The sequence below is a fragment of the Xanthomonas sp. MUS 060 genome, from assembly GCF_000963215.1.
Classification (GTDB): Bacteria; Pseudomonadota; Gammaproteobacteria; order Xanthomonadales; family Xanthomonadaceae; genus Xanthomonas_A.
Map to the genome: position 1 here is coordinate 83,584 of NZ_JZIM01000002.1, position 24,692 is coordinate 108,275.

Genomic DNA, 24,692 nt, shown 5'->3' on the forward strand with positions numbered 1-24,692 from the left:
GCAACACCACGCCCAGCTCTCAGACAACCCGCATCGGCCGATGCGGGTTTTTTTGTGCGTGCGTGGGCTCCTTTTGCAATCACCCGGTGCGTCATGACCGGCGACAATCCCCACTCGGCCCCACGATCAGGAGTTTCGCATGTGTTCGATTTTCGGCATCTTCGGCCTGCAACCGGGCGACGACCTGCAGGCATTGCGTCGGCAGGCGTTGGATTGCTCGCAGCGCCAGCGCCATCGTGGCCCGGACTGGAGCGGTGTGTATGTCGATGACGGTGCGATTCTGGTACACGAGCGCCTGGCCATCGTGGATCCGGCCGGTGGCGCGCAACCCTTGCTGTCCGAGGACGGCCAGTTGGCCCTGGCGGTCAATGGGGAGATCTACAACCACCGCGAACTGAAACAGCAACTGACCCAGCCCTATGCGTTCCAGACCGGTTCGGATTGCGAAGTGATCAACGCTCTGTACCGTGAGGACGCGCCAGCCGCGCTGCTCGACCGGCTCAACGGCATCTTCGCCTTCGCGCTGTGGGACAAGGCCGCAGGCCGCGTGCTGATCGCGCGCGATCCGATGGGCGTGTGCCCGTTGTATTGGGGGCATGACGCGCAGGGACGCCTGCGCGTGGCCTCGGAAATGAAATCGCTGGCCGATAGTTGTGCCGATGTCGCCCAATTCCCGCCGGGCCACTACTACGACAGCGCCAGTGGTGCGTTGGTGCAGTACTACCGCAGGCCGTGGCGCGATTACGCCGCCGTGCAGGACGTGGAGGTGAGCAAGCAGGAACTGCGCGAGGCGTTCGAGCGCGCGGTGCATCGCCAGTTGATGACCGACGTGCCCTATGGCGTGTTGTTGTCCGGTGGCCTGGATTCTTCACTGGTGGCAGCGGTGGCCGCGCGTTTTGCGCGCAAGCGCATCGAGGAGAACGATGAGGCCGAGGCCTGGTGGCCACGCCTGCATTCTTTCGCCATTGGCCTGAAAGGATCGCCCGATCTGGCCGCCGCCGCGATTGCCGCCGAAGCGCTGGGGACCGTGCATCACGGTTTCGAATACACCTTCGAGGAAGGCCTGGATGCGCTGCCGGAGGTCATCCGCCACATCGAGACCTATGACGTCACCACCATCCGCGCTTCCACTCCGATGTTCCTGTTGGCGCGGCGGATCAAGGCGATGGGAGTGAAGATGGTGCTGTCCGGCGAGGGGAGCGACGAAATCTTCGGCGGTTATCTGTATTTCCACAAGGCGCCGAACGCGCGCGAGTTCCATGAGGAGCTGATCCGCAAACTCGATGCGTTGTACAACTACGATTGCCTGCGCGCCAACAAGTCGATGATGGCCTGGGGCGTGGAGCCGCGCGTGCCGTTTCTGGACGTGGAGTTCCTGGATGTGGCAATGCGCATGGATGCTCAGTACAAAATGGCTGGCGTCCGCGCAGATGGCCGCAAGCGCATCGAAAAGGCGGTGCTGCGCGAGGCATTCGAGGGCTATCTGCCGGAGTCGATCCTGTGGCGGCAGAAGGAGCAGTTCAGCGATGGCGTCGGGTATGGCTGGATCGATGGATTGAAAGCGCATGCGCAGACCCAGGTCAGCGACCGCGAACTGGCCGCAGCCGACAAGCGCTTCCCGGTGAATCCACCGCAGACCAAGGAAGCCTATTACTACCGCAGCCTGTTCGAACGCGCCTTCCCCACGCCGGCGGCAGCCGAGACCGTGCCAGGCGGCAAGTCGATCGCGTGCTCGTCGCCGGCGGCGATTGCCTGGGATGCGAGCTTCGCGACGATGGCCGATCCCTCCGGGCGTGCGGTGGCCGGCGTGCACGAACAGGCCTTGGCCTGATCGATGCGGCGGGGCGTGCGGCCGCATTCCCCGCCAGCCATTCGAACCGGCGATTGTGCAGACAATGCCGATCGTGTTCGGATTGGTGGCGTATCAAGCCGGAAGTGCGAATGCGCGGCCATCTACGCCCATCCATTGCCTGTGAGGTCATGTTGCCCACTGAGTCACGGCGACTCGGAGAAGCCGAGGTGTTTGGCCTGGCTCGCAGTGGGCGGGGCCTTCATTCAAGACCAAACCATGCCAGTGATTCGGTCTTGCTTCCCGCATGCGGTTATTTGAACCGCACGCAGTACCCGTAACGATCAGGCAGGATGTCCACGCCGGAGGCCGTGCCCTCGTTGTTGCGCCACAGATTCGGTTGGAAATCGCTGCCTGTGCAGTTGGCCGCGCTGTTTACGCCGACCATGTAGGTGAACGGATTGCCGCGGAAGATGTTGTGCTCGAAGGTGTTGTTCTGGCTCATGCTGTTGTCCCAGCACAGGATCTCCGGCGTGCGCTGGCGGATCGAACAGGTCAGGTACAGGCCAGCTCCCTTGTTATCGATGAACTGGTTACCGGTAAACAGGTTGCCGCGTGAATCGGACAGGTACAGGCCTTGGCTGCCATTGCGCTCTAGACGGTTATTCCGGATCTCGCTGTCTTCCAGGTGCTCGGTGGTGATGCCGGCGGCGACATTGTCATGAATCGTGTTGTCGAGCAGTTTGATCTTGGCGCTGCGGTTGAACGATACCCCGTCCCAGGTCGCGCCGGAGATGTCGTTGTGAGCGATCAGCAGGTCGTGGCTGTCGTATTCGCTGAGCAGGCAGGCGCTGCGGCACTTGTTCACCCGCAGATGGGTGAGTTGGATGTTCTGTCCGCTGCGCACCACCACCAAACTGTTGCTCAGGTACGGCAGTTCGGGCATGAATTCCTTCTGGGCGTCGCCGCCGACGATCTGCAATTGGCTGATCTGGACGTCGCTGATCGGCCGTAGCGGGCGTTCGTGCTGATAGTCGCCGAGCACGATGGTCGGTTGTTGCACGCCATCGCGCATGCGTAGCACTGTCGTATCGCCCTCGCCACGCAGGCGCAGGCCGTTGCGCTGGATCGACAGCAATTTGTTCAAGTGAAAGTCGCCGGCGCTCAGGCAGAGCGTCGCCGGTTTGCCATCGTTAGGAAGGCTGTCGATCATGGCCTGCAGGTCGTTGCCGGGTTCCGCGCGCAGACTGCAATCGGTAGCAGTAGTAGCACCAGCGGTAGCGGTCTTAGCTTGGGACGGCGCAGCATGGGCTGTGGACGCCAGGGCCGTCGCCAGTGGCAGCAGCAGTGCGAGCAGGGGGCGATGCTTCATTGGGTTCGGACTCCACGTGGGGTAGGAGAGGCGGGGTTGTCGGTGTGCGCCACGGTATCGGCATGGTGGCAAGGCGTCATTGTCGTACCCGTGAGCTTAATGTCAGCGTGTGGCGCGTGTGTCGAGGCGTGTCGTGCTTGCGTGGTGGTTGACGCAGGCTGTGCGCCTTATCACGTATGGATGCGATGGCGCGCAGGCGGGCGTGCAATCTGGATGTGAATGATTCCGATTGGAACGTGACAGCGTCGTCTCGGGCACTATGACAGCTTCAATCGACAACACAGAGCCCACCTATGAAGGGACATCCCGACGTCGTCCAATGCCTCAAGGAGTTGCTGCGTGGTGAACTGGCCGCGCGCGATCAGTATTTCATTCACTCACGGCGCTACGAAGATCAGGGTCTGCTGGCGCTGTACGAGCGGATCAATCACGAGATGGAAGAGGAGACCGAGCATGCCGATGCAATACTGCGGCGCATCCTGTTCCTGGAGGGAGATCCGGACATGCGTGCGCTCGCGTTCGAACCCGGTCGCACGGTTGAGCAGATGCTGGAAAAGGACTTGAAGGTCGAATACGAAGTGCGCGCGAATCTGGCTGCGGCCATGAAATTATGCGAACAACATGGCGACTACGTCAGTCGCGACGTGCTGTTGGCACAACTGCGCGACACCGAAGAAGACCATGCCTGGTGGCTGGAGCAGCAATTGGGGCTGATCAAACGTCTGGGCCTGGCGCTGTACCAGACTGCGCAGATCGACGCGCGCGCCAAGAACGCCTGACCGACGTCCGCGCGCGGTGCCGCCCGCGCGCGGGCGGCGATTACGCAGGTGGCGGACTGTGCCGAGCGCGGTATGCGCTCGCGCGTTCCTGCTTTCCGACTTACTCCACCGCGAGGTCGTCCACCTTCTGCCAGCCACGCGGCAACAGGCCACCACGGCTGGCGCGCGCGCCCAGGTAGGCGTCCAAGTCTTTGAACGACAGCGACATGGTGCGCTGGCCGCTCTTCACCAGCAGGGTGTTACCCGGCGTCACCGCCGCGATTGCCACGACTCGCTCGGTGCCGAGTTTGGCCTTGGGGATGTCGATGATCTTGTTGCCTTTACCCTTGTCCAGCTCGGGTAGCTCGGCGACCGGGAAGGCCAGCAGATGGCCGGCGCTGGTGACCGCGACGATGCGGTCGGTCTCTGCATTGCTCACCGTGGCCGGGGACAGCACCTTGGCGTTGGGAGTCAGGTTGAGCATGGCCTTGCCGGCCTTGTTGCGGCTGGTCAGGTTTTCAAAGCGGGTGATGAAGCCGTAGCCGTGCGAAGACGCTAATACCACACGGGTATCGTTTTCGCCCGTCGCCAGCGCCTGGAATGCCACGCCGGCCGCGGGCGAGAAGCGCCCGGTCAGCGGTTCGCCGTTGCCGCGCGCCGAGGGCAGGGTATGCACGAGGGTCGAATAGGCGCGGCCTTCCGAATCCACAAACGCCACCTGCTGGGTGCTGCGACCGCGCACCGCCGCCAGCAGGCTGTCGCCGTCGCGGTAGGCGAGCGCGGCCGGGTCCACGTCGTGGCCCTTGGCCGCTCGGATCCAGCCTTTCTCCGACATCACGATGGTCATCGGTTCGCTCGGCACCAGTTCGGTCTCGTCGATGGCCTGCGCGGCTTCGCGCCGCACCAGCGGCGAGCGTCGCGCATCGCCGAACTTCTTGGCGTCGGCGATCAGTTCGTCCTTGATCAGCTTTTTCAGTTTTGTCTTGCTGGCCAGCACGGCCTGCAACTGCTCGCGCTCCTTGGCCAGCGCGTCCTGCTCGCCGCGGATCTTCATCTCTTCCAGCCGCGCGAGCTGGCGCAGGCGGGTTTCCAGGATGTAGTCGGCCTGTTCCTCGCTGAGCGCGAAGCGCGCGATCAACGCCGGTTTCGGCTCGTCTTCGCTGCGGATGATGCGGATCACTTCGTCCAGGTTGAGGAATGCGACCAGCAGACCTTCCAGCAGGTGCAGGCGCCGTTCCACTTTCTCCAGGCGGTGATTGAGTCGGCGGACGACGGTATCGCTGCGGAAACGCAGCCATTCTTCCAGCAGGGTCTTGAGGTTCTTGACCTGTGGGCGGCCATCCAGGCCGATCACGTTGAGGTTGATGCGGTAGCTGCGCTCCAGATCGGTGGTGGCGAACAGGTGGCCCATCAGCTGGTCGGCGTCGACGCGGTTGGAACGCGGCACCAGCACCACGCGCACCGGATTGGCGTGGTCGGACTCGTCGCGGATGTCCTCCAGCCACGGCAGCTTCTTGGCGCGCATCTGCTGCGCGATCTGCTCGATCACCTTGGACGGGGAGACCTGGTAGGGCAGCGCGGTCACCACGATGTTGGTGTTTTCTTTTTGGTAGGTGGCGCGTGCGCGCACGCTGCCGTGTCCGGTTGCGTACATCGCGTGCAAGTCGGCGACCGGGGTGATGATTTCCGCGGTGCTCGGATAGTCCGGGCCGCGCACGTGTTCGCACAGCTCGGCGACGCTGGCGTCGGGGTCGTCGAGCAGGCGGATCAGTGCGCTGACGATCTCGTTGAGGTTGTGCGGTGGCACGTCGGTGGCCATGCCCACGGCGATGCCGGTGGTGCCGTTGAGCAACAGGTGCGGCAGCCGCGCCGGCATCCAGGTCGGTTCGTCCAGGGTGCCGTCGAAGTTCGGTGACCAGTCCACCGTGCCCTGGCCGAGCTCGCCGAGCAGCACTTCGGCGATGGGGGTCAGCTTGGATTCGGTATAGCGCATCGCCGCGAACGATTTCGGATCGTCGGTGGAGCCGAAGTTGCCCTGGCCTTCGATCAGCGGATAGCGGTAGGAGAACGGCTGCGCCATCAGCACCAATGCCTCGTAGCAGGCGCTGTCGCCGTGCGGGTGGTACTTGCCGATCACGTCGCCGACGGTACGTGCGGACTTCTTCGGCTTGGCCGCCGCGTTCAAGCCCAACTCGCTCATCGCATAGATGATGCGCCGCTGCACGGGCTTCAGGCCATCGCCGAGGAACGGCAGGGCGCGGTCCAGCACCACGTACATGGAGTAGTCGAGGTAGGCGCGTTCGGCGTATTCGCGCAGGGGTAGCTGCTCGAAACCATGGAAGGCGGGGCGGGCGAGATCGGTCATGCGCAGGAAACACCTCTAGGCGAAGGCGGCGAGGGACGCCGCACAGCAACTGGTCGATTATCCGGATGTGGCAGTTAATGCCAAGCCGCGCGTGCGGTTGCCGCGGGTCTTTGATGGCCAGAGCGCGTGTCGGTGCATGGCCTCACAGTGGCCGCGACGTCGCGACAAAAGCGGTAGAGCACGGCTTCGACAAACAGCCGATTGTCTTTGGCGGTGACACCGACATGGCCGGCGCGGCCGGGAAGTAGATCGCCGATGCGATCCCATTGATCGTCTCGCAGGGCGTCGCGACGTGCCATGGCAGGTCGCGACGGAAAGGGGCAACAAGCATCGCCTATCCGAGCAATTGATGACAGGCCCTAGGCGAAGGCCGCGAAGAAGGCCGCAGAGCAACTGGTCGGTTATCCCGGATGCGGCAGGGAATGCCGAGCCGTGCGTGCCGCGTGGCTGGCCGTGGACGATCCATGAAGTGGGGCGGGGCAGGCATGGCGTCTGCTCAGGTGTCCAGCTGAGGCTTTCGTGACGGGAGCATGGCCTGCCTTCATGGAACACTTAATTTCATTTTAAAATATTCGCTTGACAAATATTTTTATATAAAAATAATTGACATCATGAACACCTTCTCTTCCCCAGACCGTCCCGCGTTCGGCTTGCTTCTGCGGCAGGTGCGCGACGCGCTGATGCGGCGTTTGGATGCTGGGATGGCCGAGTTGCAGCTCGGTTTAGGCGCCAGCCATTACATCGGCATGAAGGCTCTGGCCCACATGTCGCCGTGCAGTGCCAACGCTCTGGCTCAGGCGATCGACCAGAACCCCAGCGCGGTCACCCGCCTGCTGGACAAGTTCGAGGAACTGGGATGGGTACGCCGCGAAGCGCACGCGCATGACCGGCGTGCCTTGCGTATCGTCCTCAATGACGAGGGCCGCGCCATGTGGGAGCAACTCAGGCTGCGTGGCGATGAGGTTATCGCCAGCGCTCTGAGCGATCTTTCCGCTGAGGAGCGTGAGCACCTCACTTCGCTGTTGATCCGCGTTCGCGATTCTCTCAATTCCTGATGAATACCCTCATGAAGCCATCCACCACGTCTCCTCGTCTGCGTCCGCTGGTGGTCGCTGCACTTACCCTGGCGCTGGCCGCATGCGCCAGCAGTCGTGGCCTGGAGCCGCACGGCCATCGGCTCGATGCCGATCGCCAGTTGCATCTGGATCACACCTTGCGTGACGACGTCCTGACGCCTGCGCCGTGGCCGCAGCAGGACTGGTGGAAGGCGTTGGGTGATGGGCAACTCGACGCGCTCATTGCCGAAGCCTTGCAGGGCACGCCGAGCTTGGAAGCCGCGGACGCGCGCGTGCGCCTGGCGCAGGCGCAGGCCGGTGCCGCCAATGCCGATCGTGGCGCTAAATTGTCGCTGTCGGCCGGTTACACCGGGCTGCAATTGCCCAAGAATCTGGTCGGTGACAAGATCGGCGGCCAATACCTCCACGACGAGCATGCGCTGCTGGATTTCAGCTATGGCGTCGACCTGTGGGGCGGTAAACGTGCAGCGTGGGAAGCGGCGGTGGATCAGGCGCATGCCGCGCAGGTCGATGCGCAGGCCGCGCGTCTGGATCTATCCGCCGCTGTCGCCCGCGCCTATGTGCAACTCGGTTACGCCTGGCGCTTGTACGAGCTTGCCGGCGCGGAACTGGCGCGTGCTGATCACAGCCTGAAACTGGTGCGGCAGCGTCGCGATGCCGGGATCGACAGCACCTTGCAACTGCGCCAGGCCGAGGCGCGCCTGCCCTTGGCGCGCCAGCAGCAGCAGGCCGCGCAACAGCAGATCGACGAAGCACGAATCGCGCTGGCGGCCTTGCTTGGGCGTGGTCCCGATCGCGGGTTGCAGATCCAGCGCCCGCGCTTGCTCGACCCACAGGCGGTATCGCTGCCGTCGGTGCTGCCGAGCGACCTGCTCGGCCGCCGTCCCGACGTGGTCGCCGCACGTTGGCGAGTCGAGGCCGCCGCGCAGGGGATTCATGCGGCCAAGACGCAGTTCTACCCCAGCATCAATCTCACCTTTCTGGGCGGCCTTGTCACGAGCAATCCTGGCGACTTCTTCAAGAGCGGGTCGGTGTTGGGTATTCTCAGCCCGGGGGTGAGCCTGCCGCTGTTCGATAGCGGCCGACTGCGCAGCCGGCTTGCCGAGCGCGATGCCCAGTACGACTTGGCCGTGGCCAATTACAACCAGGCGCTGGTGGCAGCACTGCGCGAAGTGGCCGATCAGGTCAGTGCGGCGCGCTCGCTCGCGCAGCAGGCCCAGCAGCAGACGCAGGCAGTGGACACCGCGCAAGCCGCTTTCGATCTGGCCCAACAGCGCTACCACGCTGGCATCGGCAACTATCTGGACGTGCTCAGCGTCCAGCAGCAATTGTTCGAGGCGCAGCAGCGTCTGGCCTTGCTACAGACAAACCAAATCCTGGTCTCGGTGCGCCTGAATGAGGCGCTGGGCGGTGGTGACGAAGCCACTTCCGCTGCCGATGCACCCACGTCTTCTACCGCTTCTTCGCATTCTTGAGATCGCTGCAATGAATCAGACATCCACTCCCGCTTCCTCCGTTGCCGCCTCCAGCCGGCGCGGCAAGCTGCTGCGCGGCTTGGCCGTCGTCGTGGTGCTGGCGCTGATCGCCTTCGCAATCTGGTATTTCTGCATTGGTCGCTGGTACGAGCAAACCGACGATGCCTACGTGCAGGGCAATCTGGTGCAGATCACGCCGATGGTGGGCGGTACCGTGGTGCGGATCGACGCCGACGATGGCATGCGCGTGGAGCGCGGTCAGCTACTGGTGAAGCTCGATCCGGCCGAAACCGAGGTGGCGCTGCAGCAGGCGCAGGCCAATCTGGCGCGCACCGTGCGTCAGGTGCGTGGCTTGTACCGCTCGGTCGACGGCGCACAGGCCGAACTGTCCGCGCAGCAGGTGATTTTGCAGCGCGCCCGTGCCGATGTCGCGCGCCGTGCCGGCCTGGTGGCCAACGGTGCGATCTCCGCCGAAGAGCTGGCGCATGCCCGCGACCAGTTGGCCGCCGCTGAAGCGGCTGTCAGCGGTTCGCGCGAAACCTTGGCGCGCAGCAGCGTGCTGATCGACGCCACCGGCGTGGATCGGCAACCCGAAGTGCAGGCCGCTGCCGCGCAGATGCGTCAGGCCTTTCTCAACAACGCCCGCACCGCCATCCTGGCGCCGGTTTCCGGCTACGTGGCGCGGCGTTCGGTGCAGGTCGGCCAGCGCGTGCAGCCTGGCACCACGTTGATGGTGGTGGTGCCGTTGAATCAGGTCTGGGTGGATGCCAATTTCAAGGAAACCCAGCTCAAGCACATGCGTCTGGGCCAGCCGGTGGACATGGAGTCGGATGTGTATGGCAGTGGGGTGGTCTACCATGGCACGGTGCAAAGTCTGGGCATCGGCACTGGCAGTGCGTTCTCGTTGCTGCCGTCGCAAAATGCCAGCGGCAATTGGATCAAGATCGTGCAGCGCGTGCCGGTGCGCATCGGCATCGATGCCAAGCAACTGGCGGAGCATCCATTGCGCATCGGCTTGTCGATGAAGACCGAGGTCGACATGCACCAGCAAAACGGCAATGTGCTGCCGATCAATCCGGCCACCGGCCCGCTGTTGGGCACCGATGTCTATGCGCAGCAGTTGCAGCAAGCCGACGCGGCAGTCGCGCAGATCATCCAAGCCAACCTGCCCGCCGTCGCCAAGGCGAATTGAGCCTGCCATGTCCAACCAAGCTGTTGCTCCTGCCGCGCCCGGTATGCCAGGCGCACCGGTCGCCGGATTTCGTCCGGCCAGCGTGGCGTTGTGCACATTCGGTTTGGCGCTGGCCTCGTTCATGCAGGTGCTCGACACCACCATCGCCAATGTGTCCTTGCCGACCATCGCCGGTAATCTCGGCGCCAGTTCGCAACAAGCGACCTGGGTCATCACCTCGTTCGCGGTGAGCAACGCGATTGCGCTGCCGTTGACCGGCTTCCTCAGTCGTCGCTTCGGCGAGACCAAGTTGTTCGTGTGGGCCACCTTGGCCTTCACCATGGCCTCGTTGCTGTGCGGTCTGGCCCAGAGCATGGGCATGCTGGTGGTGTCGCGTGCGCTGCAGGGCTTCGTCTGCGGTCCGATGTATCCGATCACCCAGAGTCTGCTGGTTTCGGTGTATCCGCGCGAAAAGCGCGGGCATGCGCTGGCGCTGCTGTCGATGATCACCGTCGTGGCGCCCATCGCCGGGCCGATTCTCGGTGGCTGGATCACCGACAACTATAGTTGGCAGTGGATTTTCTTCATCAACGTGCCGCTGGGCATCATCGCCGCCAGTGTGGTCGGCGCGCAGTTGCGCGACAGACCCGAACCGACCGAGCGTCCGCGCATGGACTACGTCGGCCTGATCACCCTGATCATTGGCGTGGGATGTCTGCAGGTGGTGCTGGATCTGGGCAACGACGAGGACTGGTTCAACTCGACCAAGATCGTCGTGCTCACGGCGATTTCGGTGGTGGCGTTGGCCACGTTCGTGATCTGGGAATTCACCGATAGCGACCCGATCGTCGACCTGCGTCTGTTCCGTCACCGGAATTTTCGCAGTGGCACCATGGCGCTGATCGTAGCCTATGCGGGATTTTTTGCCGTGTCGCTGCTGATTCCGCAGTGGCTGCAGCGCGATATGGGCTACACCGCGATCTGGGCCGGTCTTGCCACCGCGCCGATCGGCATCTTGCCGGTGATCATGACGCCGTTCGTCGGCAAGTACGCACCGCGTTTCGATCTGCGCCTGCTTGCCAGCATCGCCTTCATCGTCATGGCGATCACCAGCTTCATGCGTTCGGATTTCAATCTGCAAATCAGCTTCGAAAACGTGGCCGGTATCCAGTTGTTGATGGGGATCGGGGTGGCGCTGTTCTTCATGCCGATGTTGCAGATCCTGCTGTCGGATCTGGACGGGCGCGAGATCGCGGCCGGCTCCGGTCTGGCGACGTTCCTGCGGACCTTGGGCGGTAGCTTCGCCGCCTCGTTGACCACCTACCTGTGGGCCAAGCGCACCCAGTTGCACCACGCGCATCTGACCGAGCATCTCTCCGCGTATTCGCCCAGCACGCAGGAACGGATACAGGCGATGGGCGGCGGCAGTCTGCAAAACGGCGCGGCGCTTCTCAACAACAGCATCAATCACCAAGCATCGCAGATGGGGTTCAACGACATCTGCTATCTGTTGGGCTGGGGGTTCTTGGCGATCGTCTTCCTGGTGTGGCTGGCCAAGCCGCCGTTCGGTGGCGGTGGTGGAGCGGCGGCGGCCGGAGGTCATTGAGGGGCTGTCCCCGCTGCGGTGCGTGCTCTGCTGCGTGGCGATGACGCTGTCGTGGCGTGGCGCCATGCTTGGCTGGAGGTGGTGCATCGCTGGTCGGCGCGCAGGTGCGCTGTGGCGTGTCCAGTCGCCCTCTTGCGCGATGCTGTGCTTGCCGTTGCTGCGCGCGATGCAACAGAATGCGGCTCCCTTCGCAAACGTCGGCAGGTTCGGATATGCAGCGTTTTCTGCGCGCCTTGTGGTGTCGTTTCGAACATGTCCGGCCGTGGCGTGCCTGCGCATACGTGCTCTCGCTGGCCGTTGTCATCGCGGCCAGCGCCGGCGTATCGCAAGCATCCATCGTCGCGGCGGCCACGCCGACCGAGCGCGCGGACGCGGCTGGATGGATGCAGCGCCACCAGCAGATTCTCGCGCAGGTGCGTGCGCATGCGCAGACTCCGCTGCTGCTGATCGGCGACGCCATCTTCCGCAGCAGCGGGCCGGATGCGGCGGACACATCGGCCTGGCGGACCTTTTACGGGGTGCGCGGTGCGCTCGATCTGGGCGTGGACGGCGATGCGACCGAGCATGTGATGTGGCGCTTACAACACGGTGAACTCGACGGCATCCAGCCCAAGGTGGCGATGCTGTTGCTGCGGACCGCGGCGGATGATCACGACATGCGCAGCGCCGAGGACACCGTGCTCGGAATCGATGCGCTGGTGGCGACGCTGGAGCAACGCCTGCCGAAGACGCGCATCCTGTTGCTTGGCGTGCTGCCCGGCAGCGGGTCGGCGCAGGCGCGTGCGCGCGTGGACGCAGTCAATCGCATGCTGGCCGTGCACTATGGCGAACATCCGCGCGTGACCTATCTGGATGTCGCCGCGCTGTCCGCGTTCGCACCGCAGGGCGCGGGGTCACCGTTCGCCACGCCACAGGCACAACAACGTCTGGCCGAAGCCATCGAGCCGACCCTGGCGCGTCTGCTCGACGCACCGCCGCAGGTCCCGCTGGCGGCGATGAGCGAGCTCAATACCGCGCTGATCCCGGTGCCGTGGTTGGAGCAGGATTCCTACGACTGGTACGCGCGCCATCATGCCGCGCTTGCGCAGGGCCGGCCGTTGCAGCCGCAAATCGTGTTGCTGGGCGATTCGATCACCCATTTCTGGGGCGGGCCGCCGCTGGCGACCCGGGTCAACGGCGCGCAAGCCTGGCGGCGAACCTTCGGCAGCGCGCGGGTGCTGAACCTGGGATTTGGCTGGGACCGCACTCAGAACGTGCTGTGGCGTCTGCGTCAGGGCGAATTGGACGGGCTGGCACCGCGTTGGGTGGTGATCAATATCGGCACCAACAACCTCGCCGGCACCGATCATGCGCGCACCAACACGCCGCAGGAAACCGCCGACGGTGTTGCCGCAGTGGTGGCCGAGGTACGCCGCCGACTGCCGCACAGCAAGATTGTCCTGATGGCGATCCTGCCGCGCGGCTTTGCCGCCGATGGGCCGCTGCGTGCGCCGATCCTGGCGACCAACCGTCTGCTGGCCGCGCGCTTCGATCACGATCGGCAGGTGCGCTGGCTCGACATCGGTGCGCGTTTTCTACAGCCCGATGGTAGCTTGCCGGCGGCGCTGATGCCCGACAGCACCCATCCCAGCGAGGATGGTTATCGCATTTGGGGCGATGCCTTGCGCGCGGTCGGCGTCGGCGGCTGAGCATGCGTCGGCGCGTGCTGCATGGCGCGTGTGTCGGCTCACAGTGACCAATCAAACCTCGCCCGTCGTTGTCGGGCGGGCGCGCACAAGGCACAGCAACTGTGGCGTACAAGGTGCTGCATGAGGATTGCGAACGTTCTGCGCGTCCGTCAGGCGGCGATGCCGTCGTTGGTGGCGACTCTCAGCCTTTGTCGGGTTTGAGCAGCTCCAGCACTGCCTCGCGACGGCGAGCCGGCATGTTGCGGTAACGGGTCAACAAGGCTTGCTCGTGCGGATCGCGCGCTTGCAGTGTGTAATCGGGGGACGCTTCCTGCAGCCGCACGCTGGGAGCATGCCCGCAGATCAGGTCGTCGAGTGAGCGCTTCAGCACCACGCGCAGCATCGGCAGTAGCCGGAAGCTGGGTGTCTCACGGTCGTTTTCCCAGGCCGAAATCGACGACTTGGTGACGCCCAGGGAGAACCCCAGTTGCTCCTGGGTGAGCCCCGCAGCTTTTCTGGCTTCGCGCAACCGGTCGCCGAAGCTTTTCATCGCGGTGGGCCTTGCAGAGACGACGGGCTTACCAAGATATGGAGCATCCGCCAACTTGTCGTACAGTCACGCTTGACTCTAGGTGTTCGGTAATTCAATACTTCTGTGGTGCGGACGCGCCGATGCGCGTTGGCACGCACGACACGGATGCCTCAGGAGTGGAGATGTCGTATTTTCGTTTCATGACTGCTGTCAGGTGGCCTACGGCCACGCAGCGTGCTGTTCGCGTATGCACAATGGAGGGCGTCGCGTGACCAAATACGATCTGAAACTCAAGCCGATTGCGCAATTCAAGCCGTCTTTGCAAGTGTTGGTGCATGCTGCCAATGCCTACTTGGCCGCATCTGCGGCCGAGCGTCGCAACCCTGGCTACCGTGCCTATGTGGTGGCGATGTGGGTGGATGGCGTCCGTGTGGAGATCGGTCCGTTTCGCCCATCGCCGCCTTGAGCAAGATGGTTCGCGCGGTGCCAACAAAAAACCCGCCGCGGCGGGTTTGTTTGATCCAACGTGACCTTTCGGTCGTGGTGCCCAGGAGAGGACTCGAACCTCCACGGTTTTACCCGCTAGTACCTGAAACTAGTGCGTCTACCAATTCCGCCACCTGGGCAACTCAGAACGACAATTGTCTGTGTGGCGCAAGGGACTGTCAAGCGCTGTGGCGACGGCGGCAGCTCGCGCCGTCGCCACAGCGGCTGGTCAGTGGCTGGCGTTGAAACGCAGGCCCTGGTTGATCGCGCAGCGGTAGCCCAGCGTCTGGCCGGTTTGCTCGTAGCTGGGCAGGGCGAAGATGAACATGGTGAAGTCGATGCTGTTGTCCGGATGTACTTGGTAACGCAGGAACTGCTGGATCGGCTTGCCGTCGCGACCAACGGTCATGTGATCGTCGGCGAAAGACAGGGTGCCGTCGGGCGTCACGCGGTAAGAACCGATACGCAGGCCGCCATGGGTCTGGGTCGGCGTGGCGCCACCGGACGTGGGGGTGCACTGACTTAGATCGACGGCCACGGCGACCGAGTTGCCGCTGTCCAGGGCATGTTCGATGTCGGCAAGCGAATCCAGTGGCGCGTGAGCGGAAGCCACCGTTGCGCTGGCGAACAACGCCACGGCGAGGAGGGAAAGGTGGAGAGGTTTCATGGGATGCAAGCTCCGGAGCATGGGGGAGGGCGACGGATCGTGCATTGCACGCTAGCGTTTTGTCGGATGGAGTCAACCGACAGAAATGCGATTTCCCGGTGCCGTCACACTGTGTTCGAGGTTAGGTTGTGTTCGTCGCGCGATGTCCGAGCGGCATGCAAAACGCGGCTTTCCGCTCAAGGCAGGTGCCACTGGACGTGCCGTGCCTGGGCAGAGGCTTGCGCAGGCGCTGTTGCGACAGTGCAGCGCGGGTTTCAGCGCACGCGGCCGATGCGTTTGTCTGTGGCGTGTGCCGGCGTCAGGCGCGTTGACAAGTACGATGCCGCGCCGCAGAATGCGCGGCCTTCAGCGCCCAGGTGGCGGAATTGGTAGACGCACTAGTTTCAGGTACTAGCGGGTAAAACCGTGGAGGTTCGAGTCCTCTCCTGGGCACCACAAGCAAGCAAGATCGCGAGAGCGCTGAATTCTCGCCGCGACCGGCCCGCGACGCGGGCTTCGTTGTTTCTGGGTTCTGCCGATGTGCGCATTGCGGGGTTGCGGTTGCGTTGGTGGCGCCCGCCATGCGAGTACCATGAGCGGATGACAACTCGCAAAAGTAAGTCCGGCAAGTCCGGCAAGTCTGCGTCCAACGACGCACCCGTTAGCAAACACGCTCCCGCCACCACGCCGAAGCCATCGCGCCTGCCCGCCTGGATGCCCAGTTTGCGAGAGCGCTGAATTCTCGCCGCGACCGGCCCGCGACGCGGGCTTCGTTGTTTCTGGGTTCTGCCGATGTGCGCATTGCGGGGTTGCGGTTGCGTTGGTGGCGCCCGCCATGCGAGTACCATGAGCGGATGACAACTCGCAAAAGTAAGTCCGGCAAGTCCGGCAAGTCTGCGTCCAACGACGCACCCGTTAGCAAACACGCTCCCGCCACCACGCCGAAGCCATCGCGCCTGCCCGCCTGGATGCCCAGTTTTCTGCGTCGTGGCCCCAAACCGCCGTTGCAGCCCCTGCACCCTGAGCCGCCCGCAGCGGCCCCTTCCGCCGCTGCGACGCCGCTCCACGATCCACACGCCGCGCGTGAGGCGGAACGTTACGCTGAGCCGATCGCCAGCCGCGAGGCGATCTTGCAGTTGCTGCATCGCTGCGACGGTCCGCAGACGCTGCAGGAATTGGCCGCCCAGCTCGGCTTGACCGAGCCTTCGCGCATGGAGGCGCTGAGCAAGCGCCTCGGGGCGATGCTGCGCGAGGCGCAAGTGGTGCAGAACCGTCGTGGCGGCTATGCACCGTTGCAGCAGACCAACCTGATTGCGGGTGTGGTGATCGCCAATCCGGATGGCTTCGGCTTCCTGCGTCCGGACGAGGGCGGCGACGACCTGTTTCTGCCGCCTTACGAGATGCGCAAGGTGCTGCATGGCGACCGCGCCCTGGCCAACGTCACCGGCATCGACCGCCGTGGCCGTCGCGAAGGCAGCATCGCGCGCGTGCTCGAACGCGGCCTGAGCCGCTTGATCGGCCGTTTCAGCCTGGAGGCGGGTATCGCCTACGTGGTGCCGGACGACAAGCGTATCCAGCGCAACGTGCAGATTCCCCACGATGCCATCGGCGAGGCGCGCGACGGCCAACTGGTGGTGTGCGAACTCACCTCCACGCCGGATGCGCGACGTCCGCCGATCGGCAAGATCATCGCGGTGCTGGGCGACAAGTTGACCCCGTCGCTGCTGGTGGAAGCGGCGATCCATGGTCACGAGCTGCCCTACGCCTTTCCGCAGGAGGTGCTGGACGAGGCGGCGGCGGTGCCGTTGACGGTGGCGCCGGAGGCGATCCAGGGCCGGGTGGATCTGCGCCACACGCCCTTGGTGACCATCGACGGCGCCGACGCCAAGGACTTCGACGACGCGGTGTTCTGCGAGTCCAACGCGGAGGGTTTCCGCCTGGTGGTGGCGATTGCCGATGTCTCCCACTACGTGCGTCCGGGCACGCCGCTGGATACCGAAGCGGTCAAGCGCGCGACCTCGGTGTACTTTCCCGGGTTCGTGGTGCCGATGTTGCCGGAGACGCTGTCCAACGGCATCTGCTCGTTGAATCCGAAAGTGGACCGCATGTGCTTCGTCTGTGATATGCAGATTGATCGTCAGGGCGAGGTCGCCGGCGCGCGCTTCTACGAGGCGGTGATGAATTCGCATGCGCGGCTCACCTACGACCAGGTGTGGCAGGCGGTGGGCGAGCGCGATGCGCAGGTGCGCAGCGAGTTGGCGGCGGTGCTGCCGCACCTGGAGCGTCTGCATCAGCTCTATCAGGTGTTGGCCAAGGCGCGCGCGCGCCGTGGCGCGATTGAGTTCGAGTCTTCGGAAGTGCGTTTCGTCCTCGACAACACCGGCGAGGTCACTCAGGCCGGGATGCTGATGCGCAACGACGCGCACAAGTTGATCGAGGAATGCATGATCGCCGCCAACGTGGCGGCGGCCCGTTGTCTGTTGGATGCGCGGATTCCGGCGCCGTTCCGCGTGCACGAGCGTCCACCCGAATCCAAGTACGCCGATCTGCTGGAGTTCCTCAAGGAGTTCAAGTTGAGCCTGCCGACATGGGCCAAAGTGGTGCCGGGCGATTTCACCAAGCTGCTGAAAAAGGTGCGCGAGCGCCCGGATGCGGCGCTGTTGGAATCGGTATTGCTGCGCAGCCAGAGCATGGCGGTGTATTCGCCGGACAACGCCGGCCATTTCGGTCTGGCGCTGGAAGCGTATGCGCACTTCACCTCGCCGATCCGTCGCTATCCGGATTTGCTGGTGCATCGTGCGATCAAGTATGCGCTGACCCGTGGCGCGCCGGACAAGTACCTGTATGCGCCGCGCGCGATGGCGGCGTTGGCGCTGCAATGCTCCGAGCGCGAACGCCGTGCCGACGAGGCCGAGCGCGAAGTCGACGAGCGCTACCGCGCGGCGTGGATGGAGAAGCACGTTGGCGGCCAGTTCGATGGCGTGGTCAGTGGTGTCACCAGCTTCGGTTTGTTCGTCGAACTGGACCAGTCCAAGGTCAACGGCCTGATCCACGTGACCCAGTTGCCGCAGGACTATTATCAGTTCGACGCCAGCCGCAAGACCTTGACCGGCGAGCGTCGCGGCCGCCAATTCCGGCTTGGCGACCGGGTGCGCATCCTGGTGCTGAAGGCCAGCATGGAAGAGCGCAAGATCGATTTCCGCCTGGTCGAGGAGGGCAGCTCCTCGCACGAAGAGCTGCCACCGCCGCCCGCGCGCGGACAGCCGGCCAAGCGCAAGAAAAAGAAGTACTGATGGCGCATGGGGTGGCACGCGCATCGTGGTAATTGCTGTGCGGCGCCGCTTCTGGCCGATCGTCCAGGATGGCCGCGACGGCGAGCAGGCGTTCGTGCACACCGCCGATCGTGTCGCGTGGTCGAGCATGTGACGCGAGCGCCCGCAGCGCCTACCATGCGCGCTTTCCTTTCGTGTAGTCCGGTGGCATGAGCAAGCAGAACCAGTGGATCGTCGGCGTCAACGCCGTGGCTTCGTCGATTGAGAACGATGCCGACAACGTGCGCGAAGTGCTGGTCGAAGCCGGCAGCAAGAATCCGCGACTGCAGGAGATCGAGGAGAACGCGCGGCGCAAGGGCATCGAGGTGCGGCGGGTGAATACCCAGGCGCTGGACGGTGTCGGCGGCGCGGTGCGCCACCAGGGCGTGGCGGCGCGTTATGCGGCGGCGCGCACCTGGGCCGAGAATGAGCTGGAGGGGCTGGTAGCCGCTGCGCAAGGGCGTGCCCTGCTGTTGGTACTGGATGGGGTGCAGGATCCGCACAACCTCGGCGCCTGCCTGCGCAGCGCGGCGGCGGCGGGCGTCACGGCGGTGGTGATTCCAAAGGACAAATCCGCCCCGGTCAACGCCACCGTGCGCAAGACGTCCGCTGGTGCCGCTGACCGCCTGCCGATCGTGGCGGTGACCAACCTGGCGCGCTGCCTGCGCGAGCTGCAGAAGCAGGGGGTCTGGATCTATGGTCTGGCCGGCGAGGCCGAGACTTCGCTGTACGCGCAGGATCTGCGTGGCAATGTGGCGCTGGTGCTGGGCGGGGAATCGGACGGTCTGCGTCGGCTGACCCGCGAGCATTGCGACGGCTTGGTCCGGATTCCGATGCCCGGGGAGATCGAGAGCCTCAACGTGTCGGTGGCGGCCGGTGTCACCCTGTTCGAGGCGGTGCGCCAGCGCATGGGCTGAGTGCCGCTGTGCTGCGTGCGGGCTGCTGTAGTTCGCATTGCGTGGCCAAGCAGTAAAAAGCCGCGCGGCGGCGGGAGTACGCCGCCGGTTTTATCTGTAGAAGCGCTGCTGCCGGCCTGGCACTGGGTTCACGCGGGCGATCCGCTCTGCGCGGTGGGCCAGGCATTGGCGATCTTGCAGAACAGCCGCGCGGTCTGTTCGGTGTCGTACACGGCGCTGTGGGCGTCGGCGGCGTTCCACTCGAAGCCGGCGGCCTGCACCGCGCGTGCCAGGACGGTCTGCCCGTAGGCGATGCCGGCCAGGGTCACGGTGTCGAACACGCTGAAGGGGTGGAACGGGTTGCGCTTGTGGCCGCAGCGTGCCACGGTCGCGTTGAGAAAATTCAAGTCGAAATGCGCGTTGTGCCCGACCAGGATCGCGCGTTGGCAGCCGTATTTCTTCACCGCCGCCCGCACGGGTGCGAAGACGTGTTCCAGCGCCTCGCGTTCGGGCTTGGCGAAGCGAAACGGGTGATCCAGGACGATGCCGGTGATTTCCAGCGACTTGGGATCGATGACGGTGCCAGGGGCCGGCACCACGTGTGCGCTGGCGGTGGTGCCGGGGGACAGCATGCCGGCCGCGTCCATTTCGATCGGGATCACCGCGATTTCCAGAAGCGCGTGTCGGTTCCAGTCGAAGCCACCGGTTTCTACGTCCACGACCACTGGCAGATAGCCGCGGAAACGTCGCGACATCGGGGCAATGGCGAGAGCTTGGGAGTGCGTTTCGAGTGGATCGTTCATGCGACAAGGGTAGCAGAGCAGGGTCAAGTGCCCGTCGCGGCGATGCGCCTGGATGTGGTGTGGCTCAGCGCGGTGGGCGGGTGCCGAGCAGGCTGCCCTGCGCGCGCAGGCGCTCGAGCAGGGCGGCGCCGTCGTGCAGCATGGTGACCGGGTCGTGGTCGTGTGTGTCGGCCAGCTCCAGCAGCAGTGCGCGTCCGTTGTGCGTGCCGGACTGCAGTGCGCTCAGCATCGCATAGGTGAGCGGCGCCAGTTCGGCGAAGCGGACTTGACCGTCGGCGTCGCGTCGCGCCAGTAAGTAGGTCGGTGCGGGCGGTGCCGTGTCGGGTTGCCACGCCGGGCCGATGCGCTGCACCGGCCAGCGGTAGCGCAGCAGGCGCAGCCAGGGTGAGAGTTGCGGCACGCCATCGAGCAGGTCGCCGTGTGGATCGTGTGGCGGCAGTGCGCTGTCGTCGATCTGGACGTCCAGTTCGACAGTCTCGTAGTGGGCCAATTCCGCCAGCCATGGTCGGCGTGGATCGGCCGCGCGCTGTTCCAGGAACCGCACCAGTTCGCCGCCCAGGCGCGGGAACAGTGGGGTGTGCGCGCGATGTTCGGCGCAAAATGCGCGTAGCAGTGCATCCCAGTCGGCTGTGCCGAGCGTCGTGCGCAGCACGGGAAACTGCGTGCCGAGTAGCTGTGCGAGATTATCGAAGAACAGCGCGCGGTATACCGCCAAGCGGCGCGGTTCGATGTCCGCCGGTGGCGCGTGTCGCTGCGGATCGCGCAGATGCATGGTCAGCGCGAGTTGCTGGCTGCGCAATGTCTCAGCCATGTGCGCTGCACTGCGAGGGGAGTGCGTGTTGCTGCAGGTCGCGAATGTGTTGGATCTCGCCCAGCAGATCCGTCAGTGGCGGAAACTGGCCGTCGCGCTCCAGCAGGGTCGGACGCACGCCGTGTAGACGATAAGCGGTGGTCAGCAGATGCCAGACAGGGGCGATGACCGCTGCGGCATGGGTATCGATCTTCAGGCCGCTGGCGGCATCGTCGCGATGTCCGGCGATGTGGTACGAGGCGATCCGCGCGCTGGGCATGGCGGCGAGGAAGGCCATGGCGTCGTAATCGTGGTTATGGGCATTGACATGGACGTTGTTGACGTCCAGTAGCAGGTCGCAGTCGGCTTCGCTCAGCACCGCGTTGACGAATGCGGCTTCGCTCAGTGCCTGTCCCGGCGCGGCGTAGTAGGAGACGTTCTCCACGGCGATGCGTCGGCCGAGTGCGTCCTGAGCCTGGGCGATGCGTGCGGCCACATGGCGCACCGCCTCGTCGGTGAACGGTAACGGTAGTAGTTCGTAGAGCTGGCCGTCGTCGGCGCTGTAGCTGAGGTGTTCGCTATACAGCACGACCCGGTGCCGATCCAGAAACTGGCGTGTCTGCCGCAACAACATCGCGTCCAGTGGCGCGATGCCGCCGAGCGACAGCGACAGGCCATGGCAACTGAGTGGATGGCGCGTGCTCAGTGTCTGCAGCATTTCGCCGGGACGGCCACCGACACCGATCCAGTTGTCGGGCGCGCATTCGAGAAAATCGAAGGCGTCTGCGGGCAGGTGGAGCAGCTCCGGCAGCAGGCCGCGGCGTAGGCCGAGTCCGGCGCTCGCCGCAGCCAGGGGCCGCAGCATGGCTTCAGCCGCCGCCACCGCATTTGCCTTCGCCGCATTTGCCTTCGGTCATGGCCTTGTCGTGGTGTTTGGCGGTGGCCTTGCCTGCTTTTTTCTTGCTATCTGCGGTCGTGGGGGCATGCGCACCGCACTTGCCTTCGGCAGTCTTGGCGCTGGGCTGGTTGTGTTCGATGTGCGTGGCCGATTGTGCTGGCGTCGCGGTCGGGTCTTCTGTTTGCGGTGGTGTGCTCGTCTGGGTGCCGAGCGCGTAGCCTTGGTCGAGGTCGGTCATTGCCAGCGCGGAGGTGGACAGGCTCAGCCCGCTGAGCAGGATCGCACCGGCGAGGGTAGGGGACGGGCGTGGTGATCGGGACATGCGCAGACTCCTGGCGAAGGGATGGGCACCGACGTCGCGCCGATGCGTTGCCAAGCCTACTCGCAGTGGAGGGAGCTTGCATGCGGCGGCGTGCTGCGCGACGGAAAACTCCGCAATGCATGTCGCCGCAGAGCCACGGTCGCGGCTGCGGCCAAGCCCGGTTATCCGTTCTCAGATACCACTGGTGGAGCTGGTTTCGTCGCGTTTGTCGCGCCGCGGCAGCGGTTGGTCGCCATGCACCAGGAACCACACGTTCTCGGCGATGTTGGTGGCGTGATCGCCGATCCGTTCCAGGTTCTTGGCCATGAACAGCAAATGCGTGCATGGGGTGATGTTGCGCGGATCTTCCATCATGTAGGTCAGTAGCTCGCGAAACAATGCGGTGTACTGTGCGTCCAGTTGCGCATCGTCCTGGCGTACCTGCAGTGCCAGGGTGGCGTCGTTGTTCTGGTAGGCCATCAACGCGGCCCGGACCTGCTGCGCGGCGAGTTTGCCGAGTTGGTGCAGGCCTAGGGTCTGCGGCATCGGCGGTGACAGGTTCAGCGCGATTGAGCGCTTGGCGACATTGGCAGCGTAGTCGCCGATGCGTTCGATGTCGGAGGGAATGCGCAGGCCGGCGAGGATCTCACGTAGGTCGCGCGCCATCGGTCCGCGCAGCGCCAGGCGCATGACGTCGTGGCTGATCGATTGCTCGAGCGCGTCGATTGCCTCGTCGTTGACGACAATGCGTAGCGCGGCGTTGTCGTCGCGGCGTTCGACCACGTCCAGTGCCGCCTCCAATTGCGCCACCGCAGTTTCGCCCATGCGCACGATTTCGGCGGTGAGGCGATGCTGTTCTTCGTTGTAGCTCTTCACGATGTGCTCGTTGGGCGGAGTATTCATGGTGTAGGTCCATTTGATCCGGCGTTGTCGCCGCTATCATTGCAAACTTTGCGGCGCTGGCTTCTGTGGCTGTTGTCCGCTCTGCGGTGGGGAGGTGTCGCGGCGAGAGGGCTGCCGCAGCAGGCGCTTAGCCGAAGCGGCCAGTGATGTAGTCTCTTCGGTCTGCTGTTTGCTGGGTTGCGAGAAGATGGTTTCGGTACGGTCGTGTTCGATCAGGTCGCCCAGGTACATGAAGGCAGTGTAGTCGGACACGCGCGCGGCTTGCTGCATGTTGTGGGTGACGATGAGGATGGTGTAATCGGTCTTGAGTTCTTCGACAAGCTGCTCGATGCGGCTGGTGGAGATCGGGTCCAACGCCGAGGTGGGTTCGTCGAGCAGCAGCACGTCCGGGCGCAGCGCCACCGCACGGGCGATGCACAGGCGCTGTTGCTGGCCGCCTGACAGCCCCAGCGCACTCTGCCCGAGTTTGTCTTTGACCTCGTCCCACAGCGCGCCCTGGCGCAGCGCTTGTTCGACCCGTTCGGCCATCTCGGCCTTGGGCAACTTTTCGTGGTGGCGGATGCCGTAGGCGACGTTCTCGAAAATGGTCATCGGGAACGGCACTGGCTTCTGGAACACCATCCCGACCTTGCTGCGCAGGCGGTTCATCGGATACTTCGGCGAGAGGATGTTCTCGCCGTCCAGCAGTACTTCGCCGCGCGCTTCCAGCTTCGGATACAGCGCGTAGATGCGGTTGAAAATGCGTAGCAGGGTGGATTTGCCGCAGCCGGATGGGCCGATCAACGCGGTGACGCGCTTCTCAGGCACCTGCAAGTTGATGCTCTTCAGCGCATGGTACTTGTCGTAGTAGAAGTCCAGGCCGCGCGCGGCGATTTTGACCGGTGACGGCGCCAGCGCAGTGTGCCCGGTGGGCATGGCGATGCGATGCATCGGTGCGGCGTTGTGGTGATCGTTCATGGCCTGTTCCATAGGAAAATCAATCGTTGGAAATCTTTTTGCGCAGCAGCAGGGCGCGCGCGCCGAGGCTGACCAGCAACACGAACACGGTGAGCACCAGTGCGCCTGACCAGGCCAGCAACTGCCAGCTGGGATAGGGGCTGCCGGCGAAGGAGTTCATCACCACCGGGACGCTCGCCATCGGCTGCATGATGTTGTTGTTCCAATACTGGTTGCCGAAGGCGGTGAACAGCAGCGGCGCGGTTTCGCCGCTGATACGCGCCAGCGCGAGCAGCACGCCGGTGACGATGCCGGCCGAGGCGCTGCGATACAGCACCTGCATCGTCACCTTCCATTGCGGGATGCCCAGCGACAGCGCCGCTTCGCGCATCTGCACCGGCACCAAACGCAGCATTTCGTCGGTGGTGCGCACCACCACCGGCAGCACGATGAAAGCCAGTGACAGCGCGCCGGCCATCGCCGAGAAGCGGCCACCGGTCTGCATCACGTACAGGGTGTAGACGAACAGGCCGAGCACGATCGAGGGCGCCGATAGCAGGATGTCGTTGACGAAGCGCACCACCTGGCCGGTCTTGCGCGCATTGCCGTACTCGGCCAGCCAGGTGCCGGCGGCGACACCGATCGGGGTGCCGATCAGCAGGGCCAGGCCGCACATCACCGCGCTACCGAAGAACGCGTTGGCCAAGCCGCCTGTTTCCTCGCCAGGCGGCGGGGTCATGCGGATGAACAGATCGAGATTGATGCCCGAGATGCCTTTGCCGATCAGCGTCCACAGGATCCAGGCGAGGAATGCCAGTCCGAACAGTGCAGTCAGGCAGGACACCGTGACCGCCATTGCGTTGATTATGCGGCGGCGCTGGTACAGGCGGTGCGCGATGTCTGTGGCCATT

At 64.4% G+C, this 24,692-nt stretch carries 20 protein-coding genes, 2 tRNA genes and 2 pseudogenes; 11 read left to right on the plus strand and 13 right to left on the minus strand.

Features of this window, described 5'->3' with window-relative positions:
* The first annotated feature begins 139 nt into the window (after positions 1 to 139).
* Positions 140 to 1,831 carry an asparagine synthase B gene (gene asnB / locus XANALMUS060_RS03470; RefSeq protein ID WP_045737166.1) on the plus strand — a complete coding sequence of 564 codons (1,692 nt, stop codon included), beginning with the start codon at positions 140 to 142 and terminating at the stop codon, positions 1,829 to 1,831.
* 271 nt (positions 1,832 to 2,102) lie between these two features.
* On the opposite strand, the gene XANALMUS060_RS03475 is transcribed toward asnB, so the two are convergent.
* A complete protein-coding gene (locus XANALMUS060_RS03475; RefSeq protein WP_045737167.1) occupies positions 2,103 to 3,161 on the minus strand; it encodes a right-handed parallel beta-helix repeat-containing protein in 1,059 nt (352 codons plus the stop codon).
* Between the two features lie 293 nt (positions 3,162 to 3,454).
* Between XANALMUS060_RS03475 and bfr the strand changes: the two genes are divergently transcribed.
* Positions 3,455 to 3,940 (plus strand): bacterioferritin, encoded by a 486-nt coding sequence (gene bfr / locus XANALMUS060_RS03480; RefSeq protein WP_045737168.1) that lies wholly within the window; start codon positions 3,455 to 3,457, stop codon positions 3,938 to 3,940.
* 100 nt (positions 3,941 to 4,040) lie between these two features.
* On the opposite strand, the gene parC is transcribed toward bfr, so the two are convergent.
* Positions 4,041 to 6,284 (minus strand): DNA topoisomerase IV subunit A, encoded by a 2,244-nt coding sequence (gene parC, locus XANALMUS060_RS03485; RefSeq protein ID WP_045737169.1) that lies wholly within the window; start codon positions 6,282 to 6,284, stop codon positions 4,041 to 4,043.
* Positions 6,285 to 6,451: 167 nt separating this feature from the next.
* Positions 6,452 to 6,583: pseudogene (locus XANALMUS060_RS19550) on the minus strand (IS5/IS1182 family transposase); the annotation flags it as partial.
* A gap of 312 nt (positions 6,584 to 6,895) precedes the next feature.
* On the opposite strand from XANALMUS060_RS19550, the gene XANALMUS060_RS03495 reads away from it, so the two are divergent.
* From XANALMUS060_RS03495 to XANALMUS060_RS03515, 5 genes are all read left to right on the plus strand, one after another.
* Entirely contained in the window at positions 6,896 to 7,339 is a 444-nt protein-coding gene (locus XANALMUS060_RS03495) for a MarR family transcriptional regulator (RefSeq protein ID WP_045737170.1), read from the plus strand.
* Positions 7,339 to 8,835: an efflux transporter outer membrane subunit gene (locus tag XANALMUS060_RS03500; RefSeq protein ID WP_045737171.1), complete on the plus strand. Its 1,497-nt coding sequence runs from the start codon at positions 7,339 to 7,341 to the stop codon at positions 8,833 to 8,835. Before XANALMUS060_RS03495 ends, XANALMUS060_RS03500 begins: the two co-directional genes overlap by 1 nt.
* A gap of 10 nt (positions 8,836 to 8,845) precedes the next feature.
* Positions 8,846 to 10,027, plus strand: a complete 1,182-nt coding sequence (locus XANALMUS060_RS03505; RefSeq protein WP_045737172.1) for an efflux RND transporter periplasmic adaptor subunit — start codon at positions 8,846 to 8,848, stop codon at positions 10,025 to 10,027.
* A gap of 7 nt (positions 10,028 to 10,034) precedes the next feature.
* On the plus strand, positions 10,035 to 11,612 hold the full coding sequence (locus XANALMUS060_RS03510; RefSeq protein WP_045737173.1) for a DHA2 family efflux MFS transporter permease subunit: 1,578 nt from the start codon (positions 10,035 to 10,037) through the stop codon (positions 11,610 to 11,612).
* Between the two features lie 212 nt (positions 11,613 to 11,824).
* Positions 11,825 to 13,300: a GDSL-type esterase/lipase family protein gene (locus XANALMUS060_RS03515; protein WP_082064869.1), complete on the plus strand. Its 1,476-nt coding sequence runs from the start codon at positions 11,825 to 11,827 to the stop codon at positions 13,298 to 13,300.
* Between the two features lie 181 nt (positions 13,301 to 13,481).
* Here the strand turns inward: XANALMUS060_RS03515 and XANALMUS060_RS03520 are convergent, their stop codons facing one another.
* Positions 13,482 to 13,829: a helix-turn-helix transcriptional regulator gene (locus XANALMUS060_RS03520; protein WP_045737174.1), complete on the minus strand. Its 348-nt coding sequence runs from the start codon at positions 13,827 to 13,829 to the stop codon at positions 13,482 to 13,484.
* A 250-nt stretch (positions 13,830 to 14,079) separates the two neighbouring features.
* Here XANALMUS060_RS03520 and XANALMUS060_RS03525 point away from each other — a divergent pair, with 250 nt between their 5' ends.
* Positions 14,080 to 14,277 carry a hypothetical protein gene (locus XANALMUS060_RS03525; protein WP_152624863.1) on the plus strand — a complete coding sequence of 66 codons (198 nt, stop codon included), beginning with the start codon at positions 14,080 to 14,082 and terminating at the stop codon, positions 14,275 to 14,277.
* 75 nt (positions 14,278 to 14,352) lie between these two features.
* Here XANALMUS060_RS03525 and XANALMUS060_RS03530 read toward each other — a convergent pair.
* A tRNA-Leu gene (locus XANALMUS060_RS03530) sits at positions 14,353 to 14,437 on the minus strand.
* A gap of 89 nt (positions 14,438 to 14,526) precedes the next feature.
* Positions 14,527 to 14,964: a VirK family protein gene (locus XANALMUS060_RS03535; protein ID WP_082064871.1), complete on the minus strand. Its 438-nt coding sequence runs from the start codon at positions 14,962 to 14,964 to the stop codon at positions 14,527 to 14,529.
* Between the two features lie 350 nt (positions 14,965 to 15,314).
* Between XANALMUS060_RS03535 and XANALMUS060_RS03540 the strand changes: the two genes are divergently transcribed.
* The 3 genes from XANALMUS060_RS03540 to rlmB all read left to right on the plus strand — a co-directional run bounded on the left by XANALMUS060_RS03540 (position 15,315) and on the right by rlmB (position 19,171).
* Positions 15,315 to 15,399, plus strand: a tRNA-Leu gene (locus tag XANALMUS060_RS03540).
* A 512-nt stretch (positions 15,400 to 15,911) separates the two neighbouring features.
* Complete coding sequence (rnr, locus tag XANALMUS060_RS03545; protein ID WP_045737176.1) at positions 15,912 to 18,236, plus strand: ribonuclease R; 2,325 nt, start codon at positions 15,912 to 15,914, stop codon at positions 18,234 to 18,236.
* Between the two features lie 188 nt (positions 18,237 to 18,424).
* Positions 18,425 to 19,171: a 23S rRNA (guanosine(2251)-2'-O)-methyltransferase RlmB gene (gene rlmB, locus XANALMUS060_RS03550; protein WP_045727884.1), complete on the plus strand. Its 747-nt coding sequence runs from the start codon at positions 18,425 to 18,427 to the stop codon at positions 19,169 to 19,171.
* A gap of 128 nt (positions 19,172 to 19,299) precedes the next feature.
* On the opposite strand, the gene rnt is transcribed toward rlmB, so the two are convergent.
* The 7 genes and pseudogenes from rnt to pstA all read right to left on the minus strand — a co-directional run bounded on the left by rnt (position 19,300) and on the right by pstA (position 24,691).
* Positions 19,300 to 19,953, minus strand: a complete 654-nt coding sequence (gene rnt, locus XANALMUS060_RS03555; protein ID WP_045737177.1) for a ribonuclease T — start codon at positions 19,951 to 19,953, stop codon at positions 19,300 to 19,302.
* A 64-nt stretch (positions 19,954 to 20,017) separates the two neighbouring features.
* Complete coding sequence (locus tag XANALMUS060_RS03560; RefSeq protein WP_045737178.1) at positions 20,018 to 20,764, minus strand: putative DNA-binding domain-containing protein; 747 nt, start codon at positions 20,762 to 20,764, stop codon at positions 20,018 to 20,020.
* The gene (locus XANALMUS060_RS03565) at positions 20,757 to 21,608 is read right to left on the minus strand and encodes a DUF692 domain-containing protein (RefSeq protein WP_152640375.1); all 852 of its coding nucleotides are present in this window, start codon (positions 21,606 to 21,608) and stop codon (positions 20,757 to 20,759) included. Before XANALMUS060_RS03565 ends, XANALMUS060_RS03560 begins: the two co-directional genes overlap by 8 nt.
* Positions 21,609 to 21,612: 4 nt before the next feature.
* Positions 21,613 to 21,963, minus strand: a complete 351-nt coding sequence (locus XANALMUS060_RS03570) for a hypothetical protein (protein WP_045737180.1) — start codon at positions 21,961 to 21,963, stop codon at positions 21,613 to 21,615.
* Between the two features lie 171 nt (positions 21,964 to 22,134).
* Entirely contained in the window at positions 22,135 to 22,845 is a 711-nt protein-coding gene (gene phoU / locus XANALMUS060_RS03575) for a phosphate signaling complex protein PhoU (RefSeq protein ID WP_045737181.1), read from the minus strand.
* 127 nt (positions 22,846 to 22,972) lie between these two features.
* Positions 22,973 to 23,802 (minus strand): annotated as a pseudogene (gene pstB / locus XANALMUS060_RS03580) (phosphate ABC transporter ATP-binding protein PstB).
* 19 nt (positions 23,803 to 23,821) lie between these two features.
* Entirely contained in the window at positions 23,822 to 24,691 is an 870-nt protein-coding gene (pstA, locus tag XANALMUS060_RS03585) for a phosphate ABC transporter permease PstA (RefSeq protein ID WP_045737182.1), read from the minus strand.
* Between the last annotated feature and the right edge of the window lies 1 nt (position 24,692).